This window comes from Acidovorax sp. LjRoot117 (assembly GCF_964252695.1).
GTDB lineage: Bacteria > Pseudomonadota > Gammaproteobacteria > Burkholderiales > Burkholderiaceae_C > Acidovorax.
Genome location: NZ_CAXUPO020000014.1, coordinates 1 through 15,603, shown reverse-complemented (window position 1 = coordinate 15,603; position 15,603 = coordinate 1). Strand labels below are relative to the sequence as shown.

16 protein-coding genes and 1 riboswitch are annotated in these 15,603 nt (G+C 69.6%); of the genes, 13 read left to right on the top strand and 3 right to left on the bottom strand.

What is annotated here, in order from left to right; genetic code table 11:
• Positions 1-133: 133 nt before the first annotated feature.
• The 12 genes from ACSQ3D_RS24185 (at position 134) to ACSQ3D_RS24130 (ending at position 12,131) form a co-directional block, all read left to right on the top strand.
• Positions 134-874 carry a helix-turn-helix domain-containing protein gene (locus tag ACSQ3D_RS24185; RefSeq protein ID WP_056420242.1) on the top strand — a complete coding sequence of 247 codons (741 nt, stop codon included), beginning with the start codon at positions 134-136 and terminating at the stop codon, positions 872-874.
• Between the two features lie 582 nt (positions 875-1,456).
• Positions 1,457-2,377 (top strand): TetR/AcrR family transcriptional regulator, encoded by a 921-nt coding sequence (locus tag ACSQ3D_RS24180; protein WP_436128555.1) that lies wholly within the window; start codon positions 1,457-1,459, stop codon positions 2,375-2,377.
• A complete protein-coding gene (locus tag ACSQ3D_RS24175; RefSeq protein WP_436128554.1) occupies positions 2,374-2,946 on the top strand; it encodes a DUF2867 domain-containing protein in 573 nt (190 codons plus the stop codon). The genes ACSQ3D_RS24180 and ACSQ3D_RS24175 overlap by 4 nt, the downstream gene beginning before the upstream one ends.
• A 1-nt stretch (position 2,947) precedes the next feature.
• Positions 2,948-4,312: an ABC1 kinase family protein gene (locus ACSQ3D_RS24170; protein WP_436128553.1), complete on the top strand. Its 1,365-nt coding sequence runs from the start codon at positions 2,948-2,950 to the stop codon at positions 4,310-4,312.
• Positions 4,293-4,739, top strand: coding sequence for a DUF6463 family protein (locus ACSQ3D_RS24165; protein WP_436128610.1), 447 nt, complete (start codon positions 4,293-4,295; stop codon positions 4,737-4,739). Before ACSQ3D_RS24170 ends, ACSQ3D_RS24165 begins: the two co-directional genes overlap by 20 nt.
• A complete protein-coding gene (locus ACSQ3D_RS24160) occupies positions 4,736-5,119 on the top strand; it encodes a hypothetical protein (RefSeq protein WP_056420251.1) in 384 nt (127 codons plus the stop codon). Before ACSQ3D_RS24165 ends, ACSQ3D_RS24160 begins: the two co-directional genes overlap by 4 nt.
• Positions 5,120-5,327: 208 nt before the next feature.
• Positions 5,328-5,762 (top strand): YXWGXW repeat-containing protein, encoded by a 435-nt coding sequence (locus ACSQ3D_RS24155; protein WP_056420254.1) that lies wholly within the window; start codon positions 5,328-5,330, stop codon positions 5,760-5,762.
• Between the two features lie 137 nt (positions 5,763-5,899).
• Positions 5,900-6,349 carry a YXWGXW repeat-containing protein gene (locus ACSQ3D_RS24150; protein ID WP_056420258.1) on the top strand — a complete coding sequence of 150 codons (450 nt, stop codon included), beginning with the start codon at positions 5,900-5,902 and terminating at the stop codon, positions 6,347-6,349.
• A 215-nt stretch (positions 6,350-6,564) separates the two neighbouring features.
• Positions 6,565-7,572 (top strand): Bug family tripartite tricarboxylate transporter substrate binding protein, encoded by a 1,008-nt coding sequence (locus ACSQ3D_RS24145; protein WP_056420614.1) that lies wholly within the window; start codon positions 6,565-6,567, stop codon positions 7,570-7,572.
• 52 nt (positions 7,573-7,624) lie between these two features.
• Complete coding sequence (locus ACSQ3D_RS24140) at positions 7,625-9,160, top strand: NAD(P)-binding domain-containing protein (RefSeq protein ID WP_436128552.1); 1,536 nt, start codon at positions 7,625-7,627, stop codon at positions 9,158-9,160.
• A 48-nt stretch (positions 9,161-9,208) separates the two neighbouring features.
• On the top strand, positions 9,209-10,411 hold the full coding sequence (locus ACSQ3D_RS24135; protein ID WP_436128551.1) for a CMD domain-containing protein: 1,203 nt from the start codon (positions 9,209-9,211) through the stop codon (positions 10,409-10,411).
• 189 nt (positions 10,412-10,600) lie between these two features.
• Positions 10,601-10,721, top strand: a riboswitch (glycine riboswitch).
• A 93-nt stretch (positions 10,722-10,814) separates the two neighbouring features.
• A complete protein-coding gene (locus tag ACSQ3D_RS24130; RefSeq protein WP_396504942.1) occupies positions 10,815-12,131 on the top strand; it encodes a D-amino acid dehydrogenase in 1,317 nt (438 codons plus the stop codon).
• A 112-nt stretch (positions 12,132-12,243) separates the two neighbouring features.
• Here ACSQ3D_RS24130 and ACSQ3D_RS24125 read toward each other — a convergent pair whose 3' ends face one another.
• Both ACSQ3D_RS24125 and ACSQ3D_RS24120 read right to left on the bottom strand, forming a co-directional pair.
• Positions 12,244-12,579, bottom strand: a complete 336-nt coding sequence (locus tag ACSQ3D_RS24125; protein ID WP_326938742.1) for a c-type cytochrome — start codon at positions 12,577-12,579, stop codon at positions 12,244-12,246.
• The gene (locus ACSQ3D_RS24120) at positions 12,576-13,781 is read right to left on the bottom strand and encodes a sulfite oxidase (protein ID WP_436128550.1); all 1,206 of its coding nucleotides are present in this window, start codon (positions 13,779-13,781) and stop codon (positions 12,576-12,578) included. Before ACSQ3D_RS24120 ends, ACSQ3D_RS24125 begins: the two co-directional genes overlap by 4 nt.
• Before the next feature lie 239 nt (positions 13,782-14,020).
• Here ACSQ3D_RS24120 and ACSQ3D_RS24115 point away from each other — a divergent pair, with 239 nt between their 5' ends.
• Positions 14,021-15,199: a rhodanese-like domain-containing protein gene (locus tag ACSQ3D_RS24115; RefSeq protein WP_082486049.1), complete on the top strand. Its 1,179-nt coding sequence runs from the start codon at positions 14,021-14,023 to the stop codon at positions 15,197-15,199.
• A gap of 137 nt (positions 15,200-15,336) precedes the next feature.
• Here the strand turns inward: ACSQ3D_RS24115 and ACSQ3D_RS24110 are convergent.
• On the bottom strand, positions 15,337-15,603 hold a 267-nt coding region (locus ACSQ3D_RS24110; protein WP_436128549.1), incomplete at its 5' end, for an integrase core domain-containing protein.

Genomic DNA, 15,603 nt, shown 5'->3' with positions numbered 1-15,603 from the left:
CTTTCAGGGGTTGGGTGAACGAGATGGAGCGCAGTGTCGGGAGCCCTGCCCCGCCACCCACCCAAAAGTCGCGCAAGGCGCCACCCCGACCACTCTGGGTATTGATAATCGATACCCAGGAGGACACTGACCCATGAGCACTACCGCCGATCTCGTCACCGCGCTGAAGAAAGAACTCAAAAGCGCCCAGATGACCTACGCCGACCTGGCCGTGGCCCTGGGCATGGCCGAATCCAGCGTCAAGCGCATGCTGGCCAAGGGCGACATGCCCCTGTCGCGCATCGACGCCATCTGCCGCGCGCTGGCGCTGGACTTTGCCGACCTGGCGCGCCGCGTGGCCGAGAGCCAGCCCCTGCTCAAGGAACTGACGCAGGAGCAGGAGCGCGCCGTGGTGGCCGACAAGAAGCTTCTGCTGATGGCGATCTGCGTGCTGAGCCAGTGGACGCTGGAGCAGGTGACCACCACCTACCGCCTGTCGGAAGCCGATGGCATCAAGTACTTGGCGCAGCTCGACCGCATCGGCATCATCGAGCTGCGGCCGCTGAACCGCTACCGCCTCAAGCTCGCCAAGACCTTCCGCTGGCGGCCCCACGGCCCGGTGATGAACTACTTTCGCGAGCACGCGCTGCTCGACTACTTCGCGGGCGGCTTCGACGGCTCGGGCGAAGGCGTGCTGCTGGTGCACGGCACCATCAGCCGGGGCCTGGCGCCCGCGTTCATGGAGCGCATGCAGCGCGTGGCGCAGGACTTTGCGCAGCAGCACCTGGCCGACCAGAAGCTGCCGCCGCGCGAGCTGGAGGGCTACACGCTGCTGCTGGCGATGCGCAGCTGGGAGTTCGAGGCGTTCACGAGCATGAGGCGGCTGCCCCCGTGAAGGGTTGCCCCCTGAGCCGCTGCGCGTCTTTCCCCAAAGGGGGACGCACCCGGTGGCCCGGCGAAGCCGGTTCCACGGGAAGGATTGGTAGTCCCCCTGAGCGGCTGCGCCGCTTCCCCCGAGGGGGGACGCACCCGGTGGCCCGCCAGAGCCGGTTCCACGGGAAGGATTGGTAGTCCCCCTGAGCGGCTGCGCCGCTTCCCCCGCAGGGGGACGCACCCGGTGGCCCGGCGAAGCCGGTTCCACGGGAAGGATTGGTAGTCCCCCTGAGCGGCTGCGCCGCTTCCCCCGCAGGGGGACGCACCCGGTGGCCCGGCAGAGCCGGTTCCACGGGTGCATTGGCGTGGGGGCGCACCGGTTTCTGGAGGTAGTGAGCGTCGCACGGCGGGGAGCACGGGTCAGACACTACGTTTGCTATATTTTTAATAGCTTCTTGCGCTTTACCAGTCGGCGGTAGAGGGCAAAACGATGCTCAAAACGCTGGTTCTGACAGCACTGGATGCCCATTTACGGCGCTGTTGACTCTTTAATGTGAATCCACTATTCTTTAAATCGTCAATTTGACAAATTTAAAGATAGCAAATGAAAACCACCCGCCAGCAGCAAGACGCCACCCGCCGCCAGATCGTGGCCAGCGCGGTGGACCTGATGACCCGCCAGGGGTTCGACGGCACGACGATGAAGGACATCGCCCGCGCTGCCGGCATTGGCGACGCCACGATCTACAAGTACTTCCCCACCAAGGACCGCATCGTGCTGGGGTACCTGGACGAGGTGGTGCATGCGTCGCTGGCCGACACGCTGCAAGCGCCCGGGTTCGCGAGCTACAGCCTGCAGGAAAAGCTGCAGCGCCTGACGGACGCGGTGCTGGAGCGGCTGCTGGCCGACCGCGAGTTCGTGGCCGAGATGCACAAGGTGGCCCGGCGCTCGCCGCTGGCGCTGATGGCCGAGCCCCTGCCGGCCCGTGCCGCGCTGCGCGATGCGGTGGCGAGCTTCCTCGAGGCCGCGGAGGCCAGCGGCGAGATCGAGCCCTGCGACTTCAAGGGCCTGGCGGGCGGGTTGTACACCGACTACCTGGGCGGTGTGGTGGCCTACTGGCTGGCCGACGAGTCCGACGGCTTTGCCGACACCACGCAGCTGGTGGACCTGTCGCTGGGCGTGCTGGTGCTCACGCTGCGCACGGGCCTGGTCAGCCGCGCGCTGCAGCTGGGCGGCTTCGTGCTGCGCAGCCAGATGGCGCGCTTCATGCAGCGCGGCAGCGGGCTGGTGGGCGTGCTGCGCGCCGCGCAGCAGACGCTGGACGACATGGGCGCTGTGCCCGTGCGCCGCGCACCTGCCACGGCCCCTGCAGCGCCGCCCCCACCCGGGGCGGCTGCCGGGCAGAAGCCCCGCAAGGCGCGCACAAAGGCCGGTGGCCCGTCACCCGCGGCAGCCACCCCGGCAGATGCTGCCCCAGCAACCGCCGCCGCCCCAGTCCGCCGCACCCGCAAGGCCGCGCCATGAGCGCCGCCATCCTGCGCACCGTGCACGCGGTGCCCCTGCCCGAGGGCACCGTGATCCACGCAGCCCTGCCCGGTGCCCAATACGCCGACGCGTACCAGACCGCCGACCCGCACCCCGACGCCAGCGCACTGCAGGCCTGGCTCGATGTGGTGGCGCGCACGCCCCACTGGACGCGCGCGCTCATGGCGCTGCGCAACCGGCTGGTGCGGCTGGTCGGCCTCAAAGACGTGGGCCAGCTGCACGATGTGCACAACCAGCGCAGCGACCCGCACGCCGATCCCCACAACGCCGCCAGCTACCGCCAGGGCGACCGCGTGGGCATCTTCATCCTGCGCCACCTGGGCGAGCGCGAGGTGGTGATGGGCCAGGACGACAAGCACCTCGATGTGCAGGTGTCGCTGTGCAAGCGGCTCGTGGCCGGGCAGCCCATGCTGGTGCTCAGCACCGTGGTGCACATCCACAACACGCTGGGCCATGCCTACATGGCGGTCATCACGCCGTTCCACTGCGCCATCGTGCGGAGCATGCTGCGTCGCGTGGCGGCCGTACCCACACGCACCGGGCACTGACATGGCCCGCAACACCCCGCCCCGCACCAGCCGCCTGGCGCGCGGCGCCATCACCAGCGTGGCGGCGGCGCGCATCGGCCTGGCGCGCATCGGGCACAGCGTGCGCACGCCGTCCGAGCAGTCCCAGGCCGACCACGAGGCAGCGCTGGGCCGCATCCTCTTCGGCGCGCTGGGCCAGCTGCGCGGCACCGCCCTCAAGGTGTCGCAGATGCTGAGCATGCACCCGGGCCTGCTGCCCGACGGCGTGCGCCGCGAGCTGGCGCGCGGCCAGCACCAGGCGCTGCCGCTGAACCGCGCGCTGGTGGGCCGCGTGTTCCGCCAGGCGTTCGGGCAGGAGCCCGAGGCGCTGTTCGACCAATTCGAGCCCACGGCGTTTGCCGCGGCCAGCCTGGGCCAGGTGCACCACGCCCAGCTGGCGGGCCACGGGGCGGTGGCGGTGAAGGTGCAGTACCCGGGCATCGCCGCCACCATTGCCAGCGACATGCAGCTGATGCGCACCGCGCTCAGGGCACTGGCGCACACCGACATGCCCCTGCCCGCTGCGCCCATCGTGGACAGCGTGATGGACGAGATCGAGGCCACGCTGCTGCGCGAGGTCGACTACCTCCAGGAGGCCGAAGAGCTGGCCTGGTTCGCCGAGCACGCCGCGTGGCCCGGCGTGGCGATGGCGCGGCCCATCGCGTCGCACACGCGCGCCCAGGTGCTCACGCAGCAGCATCTGCCCGGCCTGCACCTCGATGCCTGGCTGGCCACCGGCCCCACGCAGGCGCAGCGCAACCAGGCCGGGCAGCGGCTGTGGGACTGGTACCTGCACTGCATCTTTGCGCTGGGCCGCGTGCACGCCGACCCGCACCCTGGCAACTTTCTCTTCCTGCCGGTGGGCGATGGCGACTGCCACCTGGGCGTGCTGGACTTCGGCTGCACACGCGCGCTGTCACCCGCATTTCGCGCCGGCGTGCTGCAGGCCTGGTCGGCGCTGCTGCAGCCTGCCAGCGCCGCGCGGGACCTGCAGGTGCTGCAGGCCTACCAGGCGCTGGGGCTGGTCGGCAGTGGCCTGAGTGCACAGGAGTTCAGCACCACCATGCCGCTGCTCGCAGGGATGCAGGACTGGCAGCTGGAGCCCTTCACTGCCGAGGTCTTCGACTTCCGCCACAAGCAGCCGCCGCCCCTGCCCAACGCCGAACAGCAACGCGTGCTCGGCCGCCACATGGCGGGCGTGCCGCCCGAGATGCCGTCGTTCGAGCGCCTGTGGATGGGGCTGATGCACCTGCTCACGCGCATGGGCGCGCAGGTGCGCACCACCAACCCCTGGGTTCACCGCCACGCCCTCACCACCCGCCACGCCCATTACACACCTCGCCGCTGACCGCCCCCTGCCAAACCCGCTGCGCGACCGCTGGAAGGGCCCATGGCTGCTGGCCGTGGCGGCCCTGCACATGGGCTATGCGCTCGTGGTGTTCACCGAGCCCCTGCGCGAAATCGTGCGGCGCGGCGTGCTGGCCAGCGTCCGCCACGACCCGCAGATCGGCGCCGTAGTGTGGTTCGTGCTGTTCGGCCTTCTGTTCGCACTGCTGGCCTGGGTCGTGCTGCAACTGGAACGCCATGGCGGCGCAGCCGCCGCCGCCACGCAGCGCCCGCTGGGCGTGGGCTTGCTGGCGCTGGCGGTGCTGGGCATCGTGCTGATGCCGCCGTCGGGCTTCTGGCTGGTGCTGCCGCCCGCGTTGGCGCTGTGCGCAGCGCGGCCCACCGCTTTCACGCCGGACCGCCGAGATTCAGGAAAGGCTGCGCCATGAACCCCCTCTTCCTGCTTGCCGCCGCGGTGCTGGCCGTGGTGGCACTGGCCCACGCTGTGCTGGGCGAGATCCTGGTGTTCCGCGGGCTGCGCACGCAGGGCGTGGTGCCCACCGCGGGCCGGCCGGTGCTGCGCGAGCCGCAGGTCCGGATCCTGTGGGCCACCTGGCACCTGACCACCGTGCTGGGCCTGGCCCTGAGCGCGCTGCTCTGGCGCCTGGGCAGCATGCCGTGGACCGATGCCGCACTGGCCGCATGGGTGGCCGATGTGGCGGGCGTGGCCACGCTGGCCAGCGGATTGCTGGTGTTCTACGCCACGCGCGGCAGGCATCCGGCATGGGTGCCGTTGATGGCGGTGTCTGCGCTCGTGTGGTGGCGCTGAGGGGTGAAGACAGGTGAAGACAGGTGCAGGGGGCCGTTTGCTGCACTGCACCAAGGGTGAACCGTGACGGAGTTCACATTTGCGGGGGCGTACAGCCGGGCAGGAAACACAACTTCACAAGACTTCGCAAATCCCCTACACCGGCTTGACGCAGGATGATCACCATCGAGTCCTCGGTTCTGCAAAGAATCATTTTGAGGAGATCGTCATGGCCCGTCATGCACTCGCCGCTGTTTCCATCGCCCTGCTGTCGCTGGGCGCCGCAACGGTGGCGCAAGCACAAAACAGTGCCACCGTTGTCATTCAATCGGGGCAGCACCAGTACCACTCAGGTGCGCCCGTCGTGGTCCAAGGCGCGCCCGTCCTGGTTCAGTACGGCCCCCCACCACCACCCCGCCACGAAGCCGTACCGCACCCCCGCCGCGGCATGGCATGGGTGCCCGGCCACTGGGAATGGCGTGGCAACCGCCACGTGTGGATGCAGGGTTACTGGGTGAAGGCCCGCCCCGGCTACGCCTACCGTGAACCCCGCTGGGTGGAGCGCGACGGCCGTTGGGAAATGCGCCGCGGCGGCTGGGACCGCGACGGTGACGGCGTCCCGAACCGCCACGACCGCCGCCCGGACAACCCGTACCGCAACTGATCTGCACCACGAACCGGCCCGGGGCAGGCACCATGCGCCACCCCGGCCCGGCCTCCGGCTTCATGCCGAATGCTGCGTGCCCCGTTTTCAAGCTGCCACTGTGCAGCAGCGGGCACGCCAGCCACCAGGAGTAGACAATGAACCATCGCCACACCTTGACCGCCGCATCGCTGGCCTTCGCAGCGCTGATGCCCCTTGCCTTTGCACAGGCTGCGCAGCCGGGCACCGTCATCGTGCAGACAGACCGCGGGTACACGCCCACGCAGACCTACCAGGTCATCCCTGCGCCACCGCCCCCACGCCGCGAAGCCGTGCCACGCCCTCGCCGTGGCCAGGTCTGGGAAGAAGGCCACTGGGAGTGGCGCGGCAACCGCTACCAATGGGTGCGGGGCCACTGGGTCCAGGCCCGCGCCGGCCACCAATACCGCCAGCCGCACTGGGCTGAACGCGATGGCCGCTGGGAATTCCAGCGCGGTGGCTGGGACCGGGACGGCGACGGCGTCTCCAACCGCCATGATCGCGACCGTGATGGAGACGGCGTCTCCAACCGCCGCGACCAGCAGCCCGACAACCCGCGCCGCAATTGATGGACGACGGATCGTTGATCCGCTGATCCGCTGATCCACCGACCGGCTGATCGCAGCCCCCGCAGCGCGGCGTGCCTGGCACGCCGCGCTGTTGCGTTTTCAACGGCACGGCAACGCGGCCCTGCACGGGGCGGCCATATGCATATACGACGTCGCACATGTTGGATTTCCCACAATAGCGCATCCCTGCTGCACACCCATTGAAGGATTTCTCCATGCGCGCCCTGCCCTCTCTCCGCTGGATTCCAGCCGTCGCGCTCGCCTGCGCTTCGTGGCTCGCCGCCACGGCAGTGCACGCCGCCGGCCCCGCCACCTGGCCCCAGCAACCCATCACGCTGATCCTCGGCTTCCCGGCCGGCTCGGGCGTGGACGTGATCGCCCGTTCCGTGCAGGAGCCCCTGGCCCAGCGCCTGGGCCAGCCCGTCATCATCGACTACAAGTCCGGCGCGGCCGGCAACATCGCCAGCGAATACGTGGCCCGCGCCAAGCCCGACGGCTACACCTTCGCCTTTGGCACTGCGGCCACGCACGGCAGCAACGCCGCGCTGTACAAGAAGCTGCCGTTCGACGTGGAAGAGGACTTCGTGCCCGTGGCGCCGTTGATCGACGTGTCGAACGTGCTGACCATCAATCCCACGGTCATCGACGTGAAGACGCTCAAAGAATTTGTGGACCTGGTCAAGGCCAACCCGGGCAAGTACAACTTCGCGTCCACCGGCAACGGCGCAGGCACGCACATGGCGTTTGCCGAGTTCAACGCCCGCCTGGGCCTGAACATGGTGCATGTGCCCTACAAGGGCGGGCCCGAGGCCATCGCGTCGGTGGTGCGGGGCGAGACCTGCTGCATCATGAACCAGGTGCAGACGGTGTTGCCACACTACAAGGCCGACAAGGTGCGCCTGCTGGGCGTGACCACCGCCAAGCCGGTGAACGCCGTGAAGGAGGTGCCGACCATCGCATCGAGCGGGCTGCCGGGCACCAAGGGTTTCGACAGCTCGATCTGGTTCGGCATCTTCGCGCCCAAGGGCACGGACGCGGCCATCGTGAAGAAGCTCAACACCGCCGTGCGCGAAGTGCTGGAGCTGCCCGACGTGCGCGCCCGCTTCGAGGCCAACGGCAACACGGTGCGCATCGAAACACCCGAGCAGTTCCGCCAGACGGTGCACGCCGACCGCAACAAATGGGCGCAGGTGGTGAAGGACGCGAAAATCAGCATCGACTGAACTGCTGGCTTCGCACCGCGGCACCATTGCCGCGGGGGAAACCTCCGACCCCATGCCACTGAACGAAGAAACCAACCACCCCTCCCCAGCCAGCACCGGCCTGGCTGCGCTGGAGCAGCGCCTGAAGGACGACCTGTCCACACTGGGCTGGCCGGCGCGCAGCTGGGTGCCGCCGCGCAGCCACGCGGGCCAGGCCGTGGTCGATGTGCTCATCATCGGCGCGGGCCAGGCGGGCCTGGCGGCCTCTGCCGCGCTGGCGCAACTGGGCATCCGCGCCGTGCTGCTCGACCGCGCGCCGCGCGACCATGAAGGCCCCTGGGCCACCACCGCGCGCATGGAAACCCTGCGCTCGCCCAAGGAGCTGACGGGCCCTGCGCTGGGCCTGCCCAGCCTGACCTTTCGTGCCTGGTTCGAAGCGCAATGGGGGCGTGCTGCGTGGGCTGCACTCGACAAGATCCCGCGCCTGCAGTGGATGGACTACCTGCGCTGGTACCGCCGCGTGACCGGGGCCGACGTGCGCAACGAGCACGCCGTCACCGCCCTGCGCCCGCGGGCCGATGCGCTGGTCGAGGTGAATGTGCAAAGCCCCGAGGGCGCCGCCACCTGGCTGGCGCGCCGCGTGGTGCTGGCCACCGGCCGCGACGGCCTGGGCGGCCCGCAGATCCCGGCCTTCATGCAGGGCGTGGACCGCAGCCGCTGGGCGCATTCGTCGGACGTGCTCGATTACGCCACGCTGCGCGGCCTGCGCGTGGGCGTGGTGGGCGCGGGTTCATCCGCCATGGACAGCGCGGCCACGGCGCTCGAGAGCGGCGCCGCCAGCGTCGACCTGCTGGTGCGCCGCAACGACCTGCCCCGCATCAACAAGTCCAAGGGCTCGGGCGTGCCGGGCCTCACGCACGGCCACCACGACCTGCCCGATGCCTGGAAGTGGCGCCTGCGCCACTACATCAACGTGCAGCAGGTGCCGCCGCCGCACGGCAGCACGCTGCGCGTGTCGCGCCACCCCAATGCGCACTTCCACCTGGGCTGCCCGGTGGAGCGGGTGGAGCAGCAGGGCAACACCCTGCGCGTGGCCACGCCCCGCGGCACCTTCGTGCTCGACTTCCTGATCGTCTCCACCGGCTTTGCCATCGACTGGCTGCAAAAGCCCGAGTTCGCGCACATCGCGCCGCACGTGCGCGCCTGGAGCGCCCGCTACCAGCCCGCACCGGGCGATGAAGACCAGGAGCTGGCCGATTCGCCCGACCTGGGCCCGGTGTTCGAGTTTCAGCCAAAGACTCCCGGCAGTTGCCCGGGCCTGGAACGCATCCACTGCTTTTGCTACCCCGCGGCGCTGTCGCACGGCACCGTGTCGGGCGACATCCCGGCCATCAGCGACGGCGCGCGGCGGCTGGCGCAGGGGCTGGCCAGCCTGTTCTACCGCGAAGACATCGAGCAGCACTTTGCCAACCTGCAGGCCTATGCCGAGCCCGAACTGGTGGGCGACGAATGGACGGTGGCTGATACGGCGCAGCGCGTCGAGCAGTTGCAGGCCCAGCCCCACGTCACGCCGAACGCCCAGCCCCTGCCCCAACCCGACCGCGCCTGACGCGCCCGGCCGCCTGCGCGCGGCCTCCTCTTCTGGATTGCACACCCCATGACCACCACCTCTGACACCAATCCAACCACGTCCAGCCAAGACACCATCGACACCCTGCTTGCCCTCTCCCCCGAGCGGCCCGCGTTCGCCACGCGCCATGCGCGCGACAAGGTGGCCGTGGCCACGCAGGGCTGCTACGACGCCCTGTTCAGCGCCGACCTGTCCGGCACGCTGAGCCATACCGAGCGCCTGTGGGTGGCCAGCGATATCGCCGAGGCCAGCGGCATGCCCCTGCTGGCAGCGCACTACCGCGACCAGGTACTGAAAAGCACCGCCCACACCGTGCTCTCGCAGCCACTGCAGGAATTGCTGCAACACCCCGGCAGCACCCCCGCCGACGCGCGCCTGCAGGCCGTGGCCCAGTTCACCCGCACGCTCGCCACCCACCCGGACCGCAGCGACCGCGCCGCCCTGCTGGCACTGCCCGCCGCCGGCCTGTCGGTGCCGGACACGGTGCTGCTGGCGCAGCTCATCGGTTTCGTGACGTACCAGCTGCGCTTGGTGGCGGGCTTGGCGGCGCTGGACGCGCTGGGTGGCGAAGGCGATGCGCCGCCCGCACCGGACACCGCCGAGGCCGCGCCCTTCGTGCACCCTGCCAACCTGCCCGCACCCGGCGAGCCGCTGCGTTTGAACGGCTACACCAGCGAGACGCTGGGCTGGGCTTCGTGGCTGGAGGTGGTGGACCCCGCCATCGCCACGCCCGAGCAGCAGGCGGTGCTGGACCTGAGCCACCCCAAGGCGCGCAGCTCGGATTTTTACCTGCTGCTGGTGCACCAAGCCCGTGTGCTGTCGGAGCGCTCGCAGGCCTTCAACGCCATCATGTACGCGCCCGGCGGCCTCTCCCGCGCTGAGCGCGAGGTGGCCAGCACGGCGGTGTCGCGCGCCAATGGCTGCGTGTACTGCGCCTCGGTGCATGCCCAGCGCTTCGAGCAACTGGCGCGGCGCAACGACGTGATGGCGCAGATCTTTGCCGACCCCGACCAGGCGGGCACCAACGCCCGCGAGCGCGCCATCGTGCAGGCCGCGCTGGCACTCACCCGCAGCCCCGGCACCTTCGGTGCGCAGCACCTGCAGCCGCTGCGCGCGGCGGGCCTGTCGGACCTGGAGATTCTGGATGCGCTTCACGCCAGCGCCCTGTTCGCCTGGGCCAACCGCCTCATGCTCAACCTGGGCGAGGCCGTCTTCCCGCAGGGCGCCTGAACCGCTTCGGGCCGGCTTCAGCGGCCTGTTGCATCAGCAAACGTTGCGGTGCATTAGCGCCTGCGGCGCGGCCACGGGTGCGAGGCCGCGCCTAGAATCCGCCCAGCAGGAGAGCACGGCGGGCACCACCCGCTGCTGCACCGAAGGCGCAAACTCCCATACACGCTCAGGTCCCGTACTGCCCATTCATCAAAGCCGTCTGGAGAGCCGCCCCACCCCTTATCGGCGTGGTGGCGCACCGAAGGAGCAAACCGCACGCCATGTGGGCGCGGCGGTGAATCTCTCAGGTACCAAGGACAGGGGGAGCGGCAGCCTGGCAGACGTGCGCCAGCTGCATTGCTATTGAATTCATAGCTGGTAGCGCACGCCTGGCAGGCGGTAGACCTTCAAAAGGTTCTGAACCATGCGCGTGATCGTTCTTGGCGCCGGCTTGCTCGGCGTGACTTCGGCTTACTTCCTCTCGCAACTCGGCCACGACGTGACCGTCATCGACCGCCAGGGCGCGCCCGGCGCCGAGACCAGCTTTGCCAACGGCGGGCAGATCTCGGTGAGCCACGCCGAGCCCTGGGCCAACCCGAGCGCACCGCTCAAGGTGCTGCAGTGGCTGGGCCAGGAAGACGCGCCGCTGCTGTTCCGCCTGCGCGCCGACATGCGCCAGTGGCTCTGGGGCCTGGCCTTTCTGCGCAACTGCACGCCGGCGCGCACGCGCCACAACATCGAGCAGATCGTGAGCCTGGGCACCTACAGCCGCAGCGTGCTGCAGCAGCTGCGCGCGGCCACCGGCATCCAGTACGACCAGCGCACCCAGGGCATCCTGCACTTCTACACCAACGCCAAGGAGTTCGACGGCGCCCTGGCCCCCGCGGAGCAGATGCGCGCCCTGGGCTGCGAGCGCCAGGTCATCAGCGCCGACGAGGCCGTGCGCATCGAGCCGGCCTTGGCCCACATCCGCCCACAGCTCGCGGGCGCCACCTTCACCGCCGAGGATGAATCGGGCGACGCGAACCAGTTCACGCGCGCGCTGGCCGCCCTCTGCGAGGCGGCGGGCGTGCAGTTCCGGCTGGGCCACCACATCACCGCGCTGCGCGAGGCCGGGGGGCGCATCGACCATGTGGAGGTGACCACGCCCGAGGGCCGCTTCGAGCGCGTGCAGGGCGATGCCTTCGTGCTGGCCATGGGCTCGTTCAGCCCGCTGCTCGCGCAGCCGCTGGGCATTCGCCTGCCGATCTACCCGGCCAAGGGCTATTCGGTGACCATGCCGGTGAAGGACGCGGCCCGGGCCCACCAGGTGAGCCTGACGGACGACGAGTTCAAGCTCGTGTTCTCGCGCTACACCAGCGCGCAGGGCGACCGGCTGCGCATCGCAGGCACGGCGGAGTTGAACGGCTACGACCGCCACCTGAACCAAGTTCGCTGCGACGCCATCGTGCGGCGCGTGGAGCAGCTTTTTCCCGGTGCGGGCGACGCCAGCCAGGCGCAGTTCTGGACCGGCCTGCGCCCCGCCACGCCGAGCAACGTGCCGCTGATCGGCAAGACGAAGCTCGCCAACCTGTTCCTCAACACCGGCCACGGCACGCTGGGCTGGACGCACGCCTGCGGCTCGGGCCAGGCGCTGGCCGACATCGTGAGCGGGCGGGTGCCGCAGGTGGACTTCGACTTTCAGGGACTGGAGCGCAGCCCTCGCCCTGCGGCGCTGCTGCCGACGCGCACCACGGCCTGAGCACGGCTAGGGCACAGCATGACCACGCCGCGCGGCCCCGTGAGGTCGCGCGGTTGCCTTGCACGGCGGTGAAAAGCACCGAGGGCGGCAACCGAATGCCGTCGCGCCTCGTCTACTTGGCAGCCCCGGTGGCGTGCGCCACGAAGCTCGCCACCGCCTTCATGTCCTTCTCGCTCATGCGCTCGGCATACGAAGGCATGACACCGATGCCCGCCTTCAGCGCCCGAAGCACGCGCGGCGCATCGGGCTTGAGCTCGTCGAGCACCGGGCCCACCTGGCCTTCGGCACCCGCGGCCTGCAGCGTGTGGCACACGGCGCAGGCGGGCTGGATCTTGGTGAAGAGCTCCTTGCCGCGCGCCAGCTCGGCGGCATCGGCGGCCCAGCCGGCGCCCGCCCCCAGCCCTAAGGGCAAGGCTACAGCCAGCGTCGCAAACAGGCGCCCCATCATGCTGCCGTGATGGTCACGGCGTGGTCGCGCCAGCTGGCGTTGTTGTAGCCGCCCACGTTCTCGTCGCGCTGCTCGGCCTGCACCGTGCCCGCCGCGTCGGTGGCGCGGCTGGCCAGCACATGGGTGCCCGCGCCCAGTTGCACGGGCAGCACGAACTGGCGCCAGGCGAACTTGCCCAGGTCGGGGCCGATGAGGCGCGCGGCCTGCCAGGTCTTGCCGCCGTCCACCGACACTTCCACGCCCTTGACGGCCTGCGTGCCGCCGAAGGCCACGCCGTGCACCTGCACCAGCCCGGCCTTGAGCGTGCCCTTCTCGGGCAGCGGGCCGTTGATCCAGGACTTCACGCCCATCTCCCACACCGAGGGCTGGTCGGGCGCGGCCTTGGTGCCGGGGGGCGACATGCGGTAGCCGTGCGACATGATGCGCGCTTGCGACTGGGCGCTGGTGAACGCCACGCGCTGCACGTACTTGATGTTGTTCACGCCCTGGTAGCCCGGCACCACCAGCCGCAGCGGGCCGCCGTGGGCCAGCGAGATGGGCTCTCCGTTCATCTCCCAGGCCAGCAGCGCGTCGTCGGTCGCCTTGACGGGCACCGATCGCTCCACCACCACCGACAGCGGGTCCACGCCCTCGGGCAGCTTCTCGCCGCCCGTGCCGGTGAGGTACACCGCGCCATCGGCCAGCCCGCCCAGGGCGGCCACCACGTTGCGCAGCGGCACGCCGCTCCACACCACGCAGCCTGCAGCGCCCACGGCCCAGGGCGTGCCGCTGGGCTTGCTGGGGAAGAAGCCGCGCCCGTTGCCCGAGCACTGCAGCACGGTGGCCACGGTCTCCACGCCCAGGGTCTTGAGCTCGGCCAGCGTGAGGCTGCGCGGGTTCTTCACCCCTTCAAAGGCCACGGTCCAGGCGTCGCGGTCGTTCAGGATGGCCGCGTCGGGCGCGGGCAGGTTGTTGCGCACGTACAGCTGGTTCGACGGCGTGATCACGCTGGTGCCGAACGCGGAGCGCTTGGTCTCCAGCGTGCTGCTGCTGTGCACGATCAACGCGTCGGAAGACTTCCACCCCGCGTAAGCCGGCAAGGGCTTGGGGGCCGCAGCCTGGGCTGCGGCACGCCCGCTCCAGCCGGCAAGGCCCAGTGCACTCAGGGCGGCGGCACTCCCGGCCAGCAGGTGCCGGCGCGGAAGGGTCATGGAATCTTTCATGGGTTCGGTCTCCGGGAAGTTGTAAGTCGAACAACACAAACAGCAACACACATGGCGGGGAGCGCACGCCTCCTGCTGCGGGCCTTTGCGGATGGAAGCCGCATTCTGTGCGCCGAAACCCCACCCCATCCATCCGATACATTGTCAAAAGATGTAATAGTAATAAGCATATGGAAACATTCGTGCATCCCGAGATGGCCTGAGGCATATTGGCCTTTCCAAGGAAAGGAGAGGGCGCCATGAACCACGGGCGAAGATCGATCGGGACCAGCAAGCTCTGTGCGGCCTGGCTGCTGGCCACCGCTGCATTCGGCGCCCAGGCGCAGCTCACGGCACTGGTGGCCGTGGAGCCCACCGCCAAGAAGGCGGCGAACACCATCCTGCGCAGCGCGGCCGAGTCCGGGCTGGCCAAGGCCGCCGGCCAGGCCGTCACGGTGACCACCAGCGAAGACCTGTCCGATGTGATGCGCGCCACGCGCAGTGCGGGCTTCGACATCTTCATCGGGCCGCCCCAGGTGGCCGCGTCGGCCCTGCAGCGCGGCTACGAGCTGGTGGGTGCCACGCAAAAATCCGACAAGTACCTGCTGGTGGGCGTGCAGCAGGTCGACGCCGTGGCGGCCATGAAGGGCCGCCGCCTGTACCTGCCGCAGCAGGACTCGGTCTACACCTACATGGCGCGCGGCATGCTCAACGAGGCCGGGCTGTCGTTCCAGGACCTGCGCAGCGTGCAGTACGAAAAATTCCCCCAGGCGGGCCTGACCGCGCTGACCCTGGGCTCCGCCGACGCGACCGTGGTGCGCGAGGACGAATGGGCCGAATGGTCGGCCGCCCACCCCAAGACGGCCCGCGTGCTCGCCACCTCGCAGCCGGTGCCCGGCGGCTTCTCGGTGGTCGTGAAGAAGGACCTGCCCGCCGAGACGCGCAACAAGCTGGCGCAGTGGTTCGGCACCTCGTCCACCACCGCAGGCCTGCCGGCCGTGGCGGTGCGGCCCGAGGGCACCGAGTACAAGCGCCTGGCCGAGCTGGGCCTGTTCACCCCCAGCAGCCTGCCGGGCGTGAACCGCGTGAGCGCCAAGGAGGCGCGCGACCTGCTGGCGCGCGGTGCCACGCTGGTCGACACCCGCACCGAAAAGGAATACAAGGCCAAGCGCATCCGCGGCGCAGTGTTTGCAGCCTATGTGGAAAAAAGCCTCAAGGATGTGGCCTTCAACGCCGCGCAGGACGACTTTGCCGCACTGGACAAGGTCCCGCAGCTGGACAAGGGCAAACCGGTGATCTTTGCCTGCAACGGCGCCGAGTGCTGGAAGTCGTACAAGGCCGCCAAGGTGGCGGCGGGCAAGGGCTTCACCTCGGTGTACTGGCTGCGCGGCGGCCTGCCCGAGTGGGATGAAAACGGGCTGCCCACCGAGGGCGGCTAGCGCCCAGGCCACCCTGTGTCCTCCTGCGTCAGCCTCCGCGGGGTGTTCAGGTGGTCCGCATGCACTGCGTACTGCCGGCCCTCCCCCACCACCGCAATTGAATCGCCCCGGGTTTCGCGGAGGCTGTTTGGTTTAAGTCAGCCCACTTCCACCGTGGCCTGACTGGCGAGTTGCCGGTAGTAGTTTGCCTCAGCCTCAGCAGGCGGGATGTACCCGATGGGTTCGAGCAGGCGATGGTGGTTGAACCACGATATCCATTCGAGCGTGGCGAACTCGACTGCTTCCTTGGTTTTCCATGGAGCCCGGCGGTGAATCAGTTCGGCCTTGTACAGGCCGTTGATGGTCTCGGCCAGGGCGTTGTCGCAGCTGTCGCCCTTGCTGCCCACCGAAGGCTCGATGCCAGC

Coding starts and splice junctions, on each gene's coding strand:
- ACSQ3D_RS24145 (WP_056420614.1), top strand. CDS start 6,565: ATGCGCGCCCTGCCCTCTCTCCGCTGGATTCCAGCCGTCGCGCTCGCC.
- ACSQ3D_RS24155 (WP_056420254.1), top strand. CDS start 5,328: ATGGCCCGTCATGCACTCGCCGCTGTTTCCATCGCCCTGCTGTCGCTG.
- ACSQ3D_RS24120 (WP_436128550.1), bottom strand. CDS start 13,781: ATGAAAGATTCCATGACCCTTCCGCGCCGGCACCTGCTGGCCGGGAGT.
- ACSQ3D_RS24170 (WP_436128553.1), top strand. CDS start 2,948: ATGGCCCGCAACACCCCGCCCCGCACCAGCCGCCTGGCGCGCGGCGCC.
- ACSQ3D_RS24135 (WP_436128551.1), top strand. CDS start 9,209: ATGACCACCACCTCTGACACCAATCCAACCACGTCCAGCCAAGACACC.
- ACSQ3D_RS24130 (WP_396504942.1), top strand. CDS start 10,815: ATGCGCGTGATCGTTCTTGGCGCCGGCTTGCTCGGCGTGACTTCGGCT.
- ACSQ3D_RS24175 (WP_436128554.1), top strand. CDS start 2,374: ATGAGCGCCGCCATCCTGCGCACCGTGCACGCGGTGCCCCTGCCCGAG.
- ACSQ3D_RS24160 (WP_056420251.1), top strand. CDS start 4,736: ATGAACCCCCTCTTCCTGCTTGCCGCCGCGGTGCTGGCCGTGGTGGCA.
- ACSQ3D_RS24125 (WP_326938742.1), bottom strand. CDS start 12,579: ATGATGGGGCGCCTGTTTGCGACGCTGGCTGTAGCCTTGCCCTTAGGG.
- ACSQ3D_RS24180 (WP_436128555.1), top strand. CDS start 1,457: ATGAAAACCACCCGCCAGCAGCAAGACGCCACCCGCCGCCAGATCGTG.
- ACSQ3D_RS24115 (WP_082486049.1), top strand. CDS start 14,021: ATGAACCACGGGCGAAGATCGATCGGGACCAGCAAGCTCTGTGCGGCC.
- ACSQ3D_RS24185 (WP_056420242.1), top strand. CDS start 134: ATGAGCACTACCGCCGATCTCGTCACCGCGCTGAAGAAAGAACTCAAA.
- ACSQ3D_RS24140 (WP_436128552.1), top strand. CDS start 7,625: ATGCCACTGAACGAAGAAACCAACCACCCCTCCCCAGCCAGCACCGGC.
- ACSQ3D_RS24150 (WP_056420258.1), top strand. CDS start 5,900: ATGAACCATCGCCACACCTTGACCGCCGCATCGCTGGCCTTCGCAGCG.